Origin of the sequence: Aerococcus sp. HMSC10H05, from assembly GCF_001806975.1 — a bacterium.
In the GTDB taxonomy this organism is placed as follows: domain Bacteria; phylum Bacillota; class Bacilli; order Lactobacillales; family Aerococcaceae; genus Aerococcus; species Aerococcus viridans_B.
Window position 1 is genome coordinate 49,948 of sequence record NZ_KV786964.1, and the last position, 13,029, is coordinate 62,976.

General features: G+C 38.2%; 8 protein-coding genes. All 8 read left to right on the forward strand.

The window, feature by feature from the left end; translation table 11 throughout:
* The first annotated feature begins 141 nt into the window (after positions 1-141).
* Positions 142-834, forward strand: a complete 693-nt coding sequence (locus HMPREF3116_RS02790; protein ID WP_070467658.1) for an N-acetylmannosamine-6-phosphate 2-epimerase — start codon at positions 142-144, stop codon at positions 832-834.
* A 68-nt stretch (positions 835-902) separates the two neighbouring features.
* Positions 903-2,414: a PTS transporter subunit EIIC gene (locus tag HMPREF3116_RS02795; protein ID WP_070467661.1), complete on the forward strand. Its 1,512-nt coding sequence runs from the start codon at positions 903-905 to the stop codon at positions 2,412-2,414.
* Positions 2,415-2,555: 141 nt separating this feature from the next.
* Positions 2,556-3,458 (forward strand): DUF7916 family protein, encoded by a 903-nt coding sequence (locus HMPREF3116_RS02800; protein ID WP_070467663.1) that lies wholly within the window; start codon positions 2,556-2,558, stop codon positions 3,456-3,458.
* Positions 3,459-3,488: 30 nt separating this feature from the next.
* Entirely contained in the window at positions 3,489-4,976 is a 1,488-nt protein-coding gene (gene nagE / locus HMPREF3116_RS02805; protein ID WP_070467665.1) for an N-acetylglucosamine-specific PTS transporter subunit IIBC, read from the forward strand.
* Between the two features lie 240 nt (positions 4,977-5,216).
* Entirely contained in the window at positions 5,217-8,645 is a 3,429-nt protein-coding gene (locus tag HMPREF3116_RS02810) for a pyruvate carboxylase (RefSeq protein ID WP_070467667.1), read from the forward strand.
* A gap of 275 nt (positions 8,646-8,920) precedes the next feature.
* Positions 8,921-9,244: a YlbG family protein gene (locus tag HMPREF3116_RS02815; RefSeq protein WP_070467668.1), complete on the forward strand. Its 324-nt coding sequence runs from the start codon at positions 8,921-8,923 to the stop codon at positions 9,242-9,244.
* Between the two features lie 93 nt (positions 9,245-9,337).
* Complete coding sequence (locus HMPREF3116_RS02820; protein WP_070467670.1) at positions 9,338-10,174, forward strand: alpha/beta hydrolase; 837 nt, start codon at positions 9,338-9,340, stop codon at positions 10,172-10,174.
* Positions 10,175-10,574: 400 nt separating this feature from the next.
* Positions 10,575-13,029, forward strand: a 2,455-nt coding sequence (locus tag HMPREF3116_RS09310) for a KxYKxGKxW signal peptide domain-containing protein (protein ID WP_168125767.1), incomplete at its 3' end; no start/stop codon positions are given.

A 13,029-nucleotide genomic window follows, 5' to 3' on the forward strand; every position in this document is an offset into this window, starting at 1 on the left:
AAAATGTGAAAGTAAATTCTAAAATAGATATTTTGTTGTAAATAATTTCAAAACCATATACAATAATGATGTAAACGTTTTTCAAACATGTTTTCGTCATAGCAATTTTTAATATTGTAGATAATCGAAAGGAAAGTGACTATGAATAAAAAACAATTTATGCAACAAATTAAAGATGGTATTATCGTATCTTGCCAAGCTTTGCCAGGAGAACCGCTATATACAGAAGCGGGCGGGGTAATGCCATTATTAGCTAAGGCGGCGGAAGAAGCAGGTGCTGTAGGTATTCGTGCCAATTCGGTACGTGATATCAAAGAAATCCAAGCAGCGGTTGATTTACCGATTATTGGCATTATTAAGCGCGACTATTTGCCACAAGAACCATTTATTACGGCAACTATGAAAGAAATTGATGAATTAGTAGCCACAAATTGTGAAGTAATTGCCTTGGATTTAACCAAACGTGAACGCTTTGATGGTCTTGAAGTGAATACTTTTATCCAACAAATTAAAGAAAAATATCCTGACCAATTGTTTATGGCGGATATTTCAACATTTGAAGAAGGGATAAATGCCTTTGAACAAGGAATTGATTTTGTTGGGACAACTTTAGCTGGCTATACTGCTTATAGTGAACAAACTGACGGGCCAAATATTCCTCTAGTTAAACAACTTGTTGAAGCAGGGATTGACGTCATTGCAGAAGGGAAAATTCATACGCCAGAACAAGCGAAAGAAATCCATGATTTAGGGGTTGCAGGTATTGTTGTTGGCGGGGCGATTACCCGTCCAAAAGAAATTGCGAGTCGCTTTATCAATGCTTTAAATAATTAAATTTTTAGAGTGGTCGACCTTTTTTAATAGTAGTTAGAAAAATATATCCATATAGGGGAGTGAAAGAGATGTTTAAGAAGTTTTCAAAATTGGGCCAGGCTTTCATGTTACCAATTGCCATTCTACCGGTAGCGGGATTGCTTTTAGGTTTAGGGTCAGCCCTTTCTAATGATGCAGCGGTTGCCCAGTTTGCCTTTTTAGGTGCAGATTGGATCCAGGCTGTTTTCGCCATTATGACGGCAGCTGGGAATGCTGTTTTCGCCAATTTACCATTAATCTTTACCATTGGTATTGCGGTAGGTTTAGCTGAATCAGATAAGGGGACTGCTGGTTTATCTGGTGGTGTAGCTTATCTTGTATATACTGCAACAATTGCAGCTCTGCTACAGTTATTTTCAGCTGAAGGTGCAACAATCGATACTGGTGTCTTAGGGTCAATTGTTGTTGGGCTGTCCGTTACTTATCTGCATAATCGTTATCGTAAAATTGAATTACCGCAATTCCTAGGGTTCTTTGGGGGTTCACGCTTTATTCCAATCGTATCATCGTTAGCAGCTATTGCTTTAGGTTTATTATTTTATCTAATTTGGCCTCCTATCCAAAGTGGACTTGAAGTAACAGGTGAAGCGATTGCGAATATGGGGTCAATTGGAACCTTCTTCTATGGGTTCTTACTGCGTTTGACTGGTGCTGTTGGACTACACCATACGATCTATCCATTATTCTGGTATACGTCATTAGGTGGGATTGAAACAGTAGCAGGTGAAACCATTTCTGGTGCACAGAATATCTACTTTGCTCAATTAGCAGATCCAAACTATACTGGTTTATTTACATATGGTACCCGTTTCTTTGCTGGGCGTTTTGCAACAATGATGTTTGGTTTACCAGCGGCAGCATTAGGTATGTACCATGCGATTCCAAAAGAAAATCGTGCTAAGAATGCTGGTTTCTATTTTTCAGGAGCCTTAACTTCTTTTCTAACCGGTATTACTGAACCATTAGAATTTTCATTCTTATTTGCTGCGCCATGGTTATATGTGGTACATGCTTTTTTAGACGGGTTATCTTTTTATGTGGCTGATATCCTTCAGATTAGAATAGGGAATACTTTTTCAGGTGGCTTAATCGACTTTACCTTATTTGGCCCACTACAAGGAAATGTACAAACCAATTGGATTTTTGTTATTCCAGTAGGCATAGTTTGGGCACTCATTTACTATTTCGTATTCCGTACTTTAGTCAAGAAATTTAAAGTTGCTGTACCAGGTATGGAAGTTAATGTAGGAGAAATGGCAAAAAGTACCACCGCATCATCATCTAAAACGTCGAATCTACATGACCAAGCCCTTACCATTATTGAGGCTTTGGGGAATGAAGAAAATATTGAATATGTAACTGCATGTGCCACAAGACTTCGGGTTTCAGTTAAAAATAATCAGATTGTTGATAAAGAGGTCCTAAAAGACTTAGGTGCAACAGCTGTACTTGAAGTACAAAACGGAGTTCAAGCTATATATGGCGGAAAATCTGACCTATACAGTCAAGAAATTAATCAAATTCTAGGGAAAGAAGAATAAAACAAAAAAAGTTGGGTAAATATATCCAACTTTTTTCGTGATAGCTTTCATAATGGCTATCAATATTGATATAATATTTAGATAGAAATGTAATCGGTTAGTTGATGATGAACTAGCGGTTACGATGGGAGGAGTGAGAACATGAAACGTTTAATTTCGGCTAGTGCCAGTGAAATCAATCAGATGAATGCTAGCCAATTAAAACAAGCAATTTTTGCGAGTGAAGGGCGGACAATTATTGCTGAAACAGTGGTGACGTCACCACCATTGATTCAAGAATTATCGAATCCAGAAGTCATGGCCACTTTTGGTGCAGATATCATTGTGTTAAATGAGTTGGATGTATTGAATCCAGAAATACCTGGATTAGAAACATTTGCCGGATCAAAAACGATTATTCAGGAATTGAAGCGCCTGATTGGTCGACCAATTGCTATCAACCTAGAGCCTGTTGACGAAAATCAAGAATTGCTTGAAACACGAGTAACATTGAACCCAGGACGTTTAGTTTCTAAAGAAAGTCTAGAAGCAGCAGATGAATTAGGCGTTGATATGATTCTATTAACAGGAAACCCAGCAACTGGTGTAACCATGTCGGCAATCCGTGAAGCGGTTAAGCTGGCAAAAGCACATTTTTCAGGGTTAGTTCTTGCAGGTAAAATGCATGGGGCTGGGCTAACAGAAAGTATTGTAGATGAGGAAGCTTTACTTGGCTTTATGGATGAGGGCGCTGATGGGGTATTGGTCCCAGCTGTTAATACAGTTCCTGGTGTGAATGAACGAGAAAATCACGGGGTAACTAAAAGTATCCACGCACGTGGTGGGTTAGTGATGGCAACAATTGGGACAAGTCAGGAATCAGCGCAAGCTTCTGTGATTGAAGCGATTGGTTTATCCAATAAACGGGTTGGTGTGGACTTGCACCATATTGGAGATGGGGCTTATGGTCGGATGCCGGATCCAGAAAATATTACCGCTTTGAGTTTGGCAGTTAGAGGTAAGCGGCATACTTATTTCCGCATGGCACAGTCTATTAATCGTTAGTGGATGATTTCAATGATAAAGGAGGATAAAATGAAAAATTATTTACAAAATCTAGGGAAATCTATTATGTTACCGGTATCCATATTACCAGTTGCATCATTATTAATGGGGATTGGTTACTGGATTGATCCAGCAGGTCTATCAGGGGCCGGATCTAATCAGGTGGCGATATTCCTAATTCAAGCTGGGAACGCCATTTTCAATAATTTGCCTATTCTATTTTCAGTGGGTATTGCTACTGGTTTATCAAAAGATGCTAATGGGGCTGCTGGGCTATCTGGCTTAGTTGGCTATCTGATTGTAACCAATCTATTATCTATAGACGGATTGAGTGTTTTATTAAATATGCCAGCTGACCAAGTACCAATGGCTTTTGGTGCAACCCAAAACGTTTTTATGGCGATTATCGCAGGGACAGTAGCGGCAACTTTATACAATCGGTATTCAGGCACAAAATTACCAACTGCACTTGCTTTCTTTTCAGGAAGACGGTTAATCCCCATCCTATCTGCAGCAGCAATGCTGGTGATCTCTTTAGTCCTATTCTTTGTATGGCCATTTGCCTATGATGCCTTAGTGGCCTTTGGTACGTTCATTTCAGGTTTAGGTGCATTTGGTGCTGGGCTTTATGGTTTCTTCAATAAATTACTCATTCCAACTGGTTTACACCATGCGTTAAACTCAGTATTCTGGTTTGACTTGATCGGTATTAATGATATTGGAAACTTCTGGGCATCAGAAGGGGTAAAAGGGGTAACAGGTATGTATCAAGCTGGCTTCTTCCCAATCATGATGTTTGGTTTACCTGGCGCAGCTTTAGCCATGTATAAAAACGCAGAATCTAAAGCTAAGAAGATTGCAGCTGGTACAATGATTGCCGGTGCATTCGCTTCATTCTTCACAGGTATTACTGAACCACTAGAATTTTCATTCATGTTTGCTGCACCTGGATTATACTTAGTACATGCCTTCCTAACAGGTGTATCAATGTTTGTTGCAGCAACTTTCCACTGGACTGCAGGATTTGGCTTTTCAGCTGGATTAGTAGACTTTGCTTTGAGTCTAAATGTGCCAATTGCGAACCAACCATTCATGCTATTCGTTTTAGGATTAGTGATGTTCGTTGTGTATTACTTTGTATTTGACTTTGCTATTCAAAAATTCGACTTTGCCACACCAGGTCGTGGGGATAATGCTGTAACTGAAGCCGCAATCACAGAATCTGAAGCTGAAACTTCAGCTGATAAAAAGACGGTTTCTTCAACTAACAACAGTAAATATGCTCAAATGGCCCATGTTATTTATGATGCCGTAGGTGGGCAAGAAAATATCCGTAGTTACTATAATTGTGCAACACGACTACGTTTTGAATTAGAGGACGTGGACCAAGTCGATCAAGCTAAGATAAAAGGACTTGGTGTACCTGGTGTCAATGTTTTAGACAAAAACCACTTGCATGTGATTGTTGGAACAGATGTGCAATTTGTTGCAGATGAAATGAGAAAAATTGAAGCGTAATTATTTTTGGAAAAGAAGTTGGCTATACAAACCCAGCTTCTTTTTTTACTGTCAAAATAATATAGGAAAAATTATATTTAAATAAATGATCATTTATATCTTTACCAATTATGATAAGAAAATGAGATTTCTTTCATTTTTCTATGTCAAAATGATTCAAAATATGGCAAACTATGATACAATTGGCAAGTATAAACAAGCGTCAACTTGTTAGAGGCGTAAGAGAGGGAGTTACTATAAATGATCAATAAAGTATTAGTTGCGAACCGTGGGGAAATCGCAATCCGTATTTTCCGGGCGTGTTATGAACTAGGCATTCATACTGTCGCAGTTTATTCACAAGAGGACGAAGGTTCAGTTCACCGTTTCAAAGCAGACGAATCTTATCTATTATCTCGTGATAAGAAGGCTGTTGAAGCTTATTTAGATATCGAAACCATTATTCAAATTGCTAAAGATGTAGATGCTGATGCCATTCACCCTGGCTACGGTTTCCTTTCAGAAAACACTGAATTTGCGCGCCGTTGTGAGGAAGAAGGTATTAAATTTATAGGCCCTTCATACGAAATTTTAGACATGTTCGGAGATAAGGTAAAAGCGCGTGAAGCAGCTAAAAAAGCCAATATTCCGTTGATTCCAGGATCAGATGGACCAGTTGAAAGTCTTGAAGAAGTAGTTGAATTTGGTAAAACAGCTGGCTACCCAATCATTATTAAAGCTGCTTTAGGTGGTGGTGGCCGTGGTATGCGTGTTGTTCGTTCAGAAGATGAAGTAGCAGAACAATACCGTCTAGCTGTCTCTGAAGCAACCAAAGCTTTTGGTTCAGGAGAAGCTTACGTTGAAAAATATGTTGAAGGACCAAAACATATTGAAGTTCAAGTGATTGCTGATGAACAAGGAAACACCATGCATTTATGGGAACGTGATTGTTCAGTACAACGTCGCCACCAAAAAGTAGTTGAAGTGGCACCTACTGTCAATATGTCAATGGCACTACGTCATCGTATCTGTAATGCTGCCCGTGATTTCTTAGATTCAGTAGATTACGCGAATGCCGGAACAGTTGAGTTCTTATTAGATGGCGAAGATTTCTACTTTATTGAAGTAAACCCACGAATCCAAGTAGAACATGCGATTTCAGAACAAATCACTGGTGTAGACATTGTACAGACACAAATTCGTATAGCTGCAGGTGAGAGTTTAAGTGAAATTGGTTTACCATCTCAAGAAGCATTACCATTAAATGGTTTCGCTATCCAATGTCGTGTTACCACTGAGGATCCAAATAACAACTTCTTCCCAGATACTGGTAAAATTAATACTTACCGTTCTCCAGGTGGATTTGGTGTCCGTTTAGATGCCGGTAATGGTTTCCAAAATACAGTAGTTAGTCCGTACTTTGACTCAATGATTGCGAAATTAATTACTTACGGTACCACATTTGAAGATACAGTAGCGAAGATGGACCGTTCTTTAAGAGAATATCGTGTACGTGGTGTTAAAAATAATATTCCTTTCTTACGTAATGTTGTTAACCACCCTGTTTTCCTAGAGGGTACTGCCAATACAATATTCATTGATCAAACACCAGAATTGTTCGATTTCCCTAAAGAACGTAACCGTGACCGTGGGAACAAAATCTTACAATATATTGGGGACATTTCTGTAAATGGCTTTCCGGGTATTGAAAATGAGAAAGGGCAATTCCAAACAATTCCAACACCTAAAATTGAACGCGTAGAACGTAATGGCCTATCCGCAAAACAAATTTTAGACCGTGATGGTGTCAAAGGTGTCCAAGCATTTATTAAAAATTCAAACGACCTATTATTAACAGATACAACCATGCGTGATGCCCATCAATCATTAATCGCTACGCGAATGCGTACTCGAGATATGGTGAAACCGGCTAAAGTAATGGAAGATGCACTACCAAACTTATTCTCTATGGAAGTTTGGGGTGGCGCGACTTTTGATGCTGCTTTCCGTTTCTTAACTGAAGACCCTTGGCGTCGACTAGAAAAATTACGTGAAGCAATGCCAAATACCTTACTACAAATGTTATTCCGTGGTTCCAATGCAGTAGGCTATACTTCATACCCAGATAACACACTAAAAGCCTTCATAGACCAGGCTGCAGCGTCAGGTATCGATGTCTTCCGTGTCTTTGACTCACTAAACTGGACGAAACAAATTGAAAAACCCATTCAATATGTGAAAGATGCTGGTAAGATTGCCGAAGCAACAATGTGCTATACAGGTGATATCTTAAATCCAGAGCGTACCAAGTATTCACTAGACTACTATGTGAACTTAGCTAAAGAGTTGCAGGCTATGGGGGCAGATATTATTGCCGTTAAAGATATGGCAGGGTTATTAAAACCACAAGCAGCTTATGCTTTAATTTCAGAATTGAAAGACCATATTGATGTGCCAATTCATTTACACACGCACGATACAGCAGGTAACGGTATTCTAACTTATACTGAAGCATCACGTGCAGGTGTGGATATTGTGGATGTGGCAAGCTCTGCATTTGCTTCAACCACATCACAACCATCTATGCAATCACTATACTATGCGATGGAGTATAACGACCGTAAACCAAATATCCATGTTCAAAATGCAGAGAAAATCAACCAATATTGGTTAGGTGTGCGTTCGTACTATAATGAATTTACCTCAGGACTAGAAGGGCCAGAAACTGAAATCTACAATACAGAGATGCCTGGTGGTCAATATACAAACTTACAACAACAAGCTAAATCTGTTGGTTTAGGTAATCGTTGGGACGAAGTAAAACAGATGTACCATGATGTCAACTTACTGTTTGGGGATATCGTAAAAGTAACACCTTCATCTAAAGTTGTCGGTGATATGGCCTTGTTTATGGTTCAAAATGACCTAACAATTGATAAATTCTTCAAAGAAGGGACACAATACGACTTCCCACAATCTGTTATTGATTTGTTTAAAGGTAAAATCGGTCAACCAGAAGGTGGATTCCCGAAAGATGTATCTGAAATCATCTTAAAAGGAGAAGTAGCATCAACTGACCGTCCAGGTGAACATTTACCACCAATTGACTTTGAAGCAACTCGCCAAGAATTGATTGCGAAATTAGGTGATGAAGATGTAGACGACCAAGACGTCTTATCTTATATTATGTATCCGGAAGTCTTTGTAGACTACCGTCATAAGCTTGAACGTTATTCTGACGTTTCAATTATCCCAACACCAAGCTTCTTCTATGGTATGAGGATAGGTGAAACAGTCAATGTGGAAATTCAAAAGGGGAAAGTCTTGTATATCCGCTTGATTCAAATTGGTGAACTTGATGAAACGGGTCAACGAATTGTCTTCTTTGAATTAAACGGTCAATCTCGTGAAATTATCGTTCGTGATGCAAATGCCCAAACAACGGCAGCAGTTCGTCGTAAAGCTGATCACGGCAATACTAACCATATCGCCGCTACCATGCCAGGAACAATCCTTGATGTTCAGGTTCAACAAGGCGATGAAATTGAAGAAGGCCAATTATTGTTAGTTTCTGAAGCGATGAAGATGGAAACAACGTTGAAAGCACCACGTAAAGCTGTGGTGAAAGAATTATTGGTTGCTAACGGTGATCAAGTAAATTCTGGTGATTTATTATTAGTTTTGGAATAATAGACCAAGGGAGTGTAGAGGCTGGGACAAAAATGTCTCAGCCTCTCTTTGCTATATAAGAACGTTTATCATTGGATTCCAAAAGTCAGCATTGTCCGATACTTCCCAAATGTCTCCAATAATATTTCATTATTGTTCGCCTTTTGGTTCAGTACGTCAATTCTAAACGACTTTTGTCTCACCTTCTATTTTCTTATAAAGTGGTTTAAGGGTTACGGTCAGATGAATTCCTGTTATAATGAAATTAAAGCGAGTAATTAAAGGAAGTCGATGATATGAGTATTTATGATCAAGCACAATCACGACAAGCATTGATTGTGTGGATGTATTCGAATAAAAAAGTCAAGCAGTTACAAAAATATGGTTTTGTTTATTATGTCTCGCGCAAGATGAAGTATGCAATTGTCTATACTGATATGGAAGAAGCGGACCATATTCAAAAGAATTTGGAAAAGCTACATTTCGTCCGTCAAGTGGATGTGTCACCTAGACAAGCGATGGCGACGGATTACGCGGCGGCTTTCGATGCCTATGCAGCAGACTTGATGGCCAAGAAGGATTCGGACGATAAAGATCGTTTGAATGAACGGTATGCTTAATATATAATAAAATATATAGTAAATGAAATTTTGAAGGGACCTTGGGATTGAATGTGCCCAAGGTTCTTTTTCAATAGTTGGAGGAGAGTCAGGATGGAGTTTGCACCATTTTTCTATTTGGAACTTAAAGAACATATTTTAGATGTGCCCTACACATTGGATAAGCGACGGATACGCGTGCTCTTACCTAAAGATTATGACGAAAATACAGATAAGCATTATCCTGTAGTTTATATGCATGACGGACAGAATGTATTCCATTCAACAGAGGCATTTTCAAAACACTCCTGGAAAACAATTCACGCAATCAAAAGAAATCCAGATTTACCAAGCATGATTATTGTGGGCATTGATAATGGCGAAGAGATGCGTACCTTAGAATATTTGCCATGGTCTATAAAGGATGCTTACGACCCACGACTCACTGGACAAGGTGGCAGGGGGGCAGAGTTCTCAGAGTTTGTGATGACCATCGTCAAAAACTTTGTGGACCAACATTACCGAACGCTGTCAGATGCAGCACATACAGCTATGATAGGGTCATCTTTTGGGGCAACAATTGCTACTTATTTGGGTGCGGCTTATAAAGACCAAGTCGGTCGGTTAGGTATTTTCTCCTTAACGAATTGGGCAGTAGCTAAAGACTTTGACCGCTATATTCAGCGAAAGACTTTGCCAAAAGATCAAAGAATTTATATTGAATGTGGTACTGAAGAAGGCGATGAAGTGGATGAGATGATTATCGGTCCCCATACTGAACAAGCCTATATTAATGATGCCATTAAGTATAGCCAACAAGTCATCCAATCAGGGGTTGCACCGGAGAATGTATCATTAAATATTTTCCACGGAGATGAACATTCAGAAGCGTATTGGTCTAAGCACTTATCAGATTGTCTACGATTTATTACACAGGGCTGGCCATTATAAATTTTGGTAGATCATCGATAGGGTAGAAACCATAAATTAATATTATGATGCTGTTCCTAGAATGAAAGATTGAGATAAAATCTATAAAATACTACAATATAAATTGCTCGTTGAATCAAAAATTTGAGTAATTCAAATGACCCTTCTAATAATATATATAAATAAAAACGGTGCTGAAGAAAATCATTTCAGCATCGTTTTTCTCTTTATCAATTTTAAATTGATGTTATATTCTAGTTTTTTGAGTTAATTGTTTTACTAATCTCCTTTTTCAAATTCAAAAACATGTTTATTAAACATAAAATAGAAAATGCTTTTCTAATTTTCTTATTATAATATATTAATGATTATATTATCCATTATATGTAAACTGTTATGTTATTTTTTGGAGGGAGAATGAATGAATTGGAATAAGTTTAGACATGGAGATTTTTTTGAGACAGAAAGAAAATCAAGAGTCAAAATGCATAAAAGTGGTAAAAACTGGGTAAAAACCTGTGTTAGCCGTTTTGGCTTATTAAAGTTATTTTCATCAGTAGAACAAGATACCGAGTTAAAGGATGAAGATACTTTTCAATTAGAAGATAATAAATATAAACGTATACTCTCGGGCACTATAGGTGCAGGAGCGGTATTTGGGATTGGTACTATCTATACCCCTGTTATGCATGCTGATGAAATTTCACATGAAGTAGAATCTAGTAGGGATATTTTAGTTACAGCAGACTCTACGTTATTACAATCATCCGAATCTATTACCTCAAACGAAGAAAATCTGGCCAGCGAAATTAACGAGCAAGAAAATAAAGAAGAATTAACATCTGAGGTGCAAAATGATGTTAGTGAAATTGCTATTGATAGTGCTTTAGCGAGTGAAAGTGAATCAATTAGTATAAGCGCTTCAGTAAGTGAAAGTGAATCAATTAGTATAAGCACTTCAGTAAGTGAAAGTGAATCAGTTAGTACAAGCGCTTCAGTAAGTGAAAGTGAATCAATTAGTACAAGTACTTCAGTAAGTGAAAGTGAATCAATTAGTGCAAGTACTTCAGCAAGTGAAAGTGAATCATCGGACGATAACTTATTGGGAGACGTAGCTAATGATGTAAATAATAGCGAACTGAGTAACAGTAAGAATGAAAGTGAACTAGAGAGAGTTAATAGTGAAAGTATCGAAAATGATCTAACAGTACAAGATAGTGCTACAACTCAAAATAATTTAGAGTTGGACGAATTGAGTGATGAATATTCTGGGCAAATTAATGATGATATAGAAAGTCAAAAAGCCCAAAATGTGAAAGATCAAATCATGTCTGATGAAGAATTTAATGAAATTATTAATTCTGGTGACATTAATCAAAACAACGCAGATAAGATAATAGAGAAAGTAATAGCAAACACTGATAACTATAAAGAAGATAATGTTGTTGTCATAAACGATTTGAATTACTCCAAAGAAGAGTTGCGTCAACTAGAAAAAGCTATTGAAGAAGTTATGGTTACAGAATTAGGTAGTGGAGATTTAAGTAATATCCAAACCATGATGGCTACTACCAATGATAGTGTTATATCTCGCCTTTCTACATTTGCAGCTCTAGCTACAGATACTGGCAATAAGAATCAAAGTTATACTAACGTTGAAGATTTTCTAAGATATGGAAATTGGGAAATTGAAAGAAATTATAGTGAAGGTTATCCAGGACTACATATAGATGGCGTTAATCCGGGACTATTACAAGCGCCATCAAAGTATGATTTTACATCAGATTTTAAGATTTCTTTTGATATTGCAAATGCAGATATAGGGACAACTCAAGCTCCAGGCGGCTGGCAGTTTATGTTTTATCAAGGAAATCCTCAAGATATTGTAAATGATGGGGGTATCATTGGGGATAAAGGAGCGCCAGATGTTTCTGGATTCAAATTAGATACTAATAGGTCCCCTATGTCAAATATTGATTCAAATGCCACAACCTTAAAAGGTGATGCTTCAAAAAGAGGATATGCAGTCGCTGTTAAAAATGATGCATCGGGAACAACTAGTATGATTGGTGCCAAAAACTCTGGAACCATTTTTGACTACGCTACAAATTCTTTTAGTGGATTTAGGGGACAGGGATGGAATACTGTAACTATATCGTTTAATTCTACTAGTAATGTATTAACAATGAATTATGGGAAAGTTACAAAAACAGCTACTTTGACAGAATTGGGTATTACAAAAGGGCAATTGTACAACTTTGGAATTGGACAGGAGCCTGCACCAAATGGTGCTCGGAGCACACATTATATTAAAAATGCACAACCTGATAGAAATCCAAATTCTGAATCAGCTTCTACATCGTCTTCAATAAGTGCATCTGAATCTGCATCAGTGAGCGCATCAACATCAAGAAGTGCGTCAGCATCAACAAGTGCATCAAGAAGTGCGTCAGCTTCAACAAGTGCTTCAGTGAGCGCGTCAGCGTCAGTAAGTGCGTCTGAATCAGCGTCAGTAAGTGTGTCTGAGTCAGCATCTGAATCAGCATCAGTAAGTGCGTCTGAATCAGCATCAACAAGCGCATCTGAGTCTGCGTCTGAATCTGCATCTGAGTCAGCATCAGTAAGCGCATCTGAGTCAGCATCAGTAAGTGCGTCTGAGTCTGCATCTGAATCAGCATCAGTAAGCGCATCTGAGTCTGCATCTGAATCATCTTCAGTAAGCACATCTGAGTCAGCGTCAGTAAGCGCATCTGAATCAGCGTCATTAAGTGCGTCTGAGTCAGCATCAGTAAGCGCATCTGAATCTGCGTCAGTAAGTGCATCTGAGTCAGCATCTGAATCAGTATCAGTAAGTGCGTCTGAGTCTGCATCTGAAT

Coding starts and splice junctions, on each gene's coding strand:
- HMPREF3116_RS02790 (WP_070467658.1), top strand. CDS start 142: ATGAATAAAAAACAATTTATGCAACAAATTAAAGATGGTATTATCGTA.
- HMPREF3116_RS02795 (WP_070467661.1), top strand. CDS start 903: ATGTTTAAGAAGTTTTCAAAATTGGGCCAGGCTTTCATGTTACCAATT.
- HMPREF3116_RS02800 (WP_070467663.1), top strand. CDS start 2,556: ATGAAACGTTTAATTTCGGCTAGTGCCAGTGAAATCAATCAGATGAAT.
- nagE (WP_070467665.1), top strand. CDS start 3,489: ATGAAAAATTATTTACAAAATCTAGGGAAATCTATTATGTTACCGGTA.
- HMPREF3116_RS02810 (WP_070467667.1), top strand. CDS start 5,217: ATGATCAATAAAGTATTAGTTGCGAACCGTGGGGAAATCGCAATCCGT.
- HMPREF3116_RS02815 (WP_070467668.1), top strand. CDS start 8,921: ATGAGTATTTATGATCAAGCACAATCACGACAAGCATTGATTGTGTGG.
- HMPREF3116_RS02820 (WP_070467670.1), top strand. CDS start 9,338: ATGGAGTTTGCACCATTTTTCTATTTGGAACTTAAAGAACATATTTTA.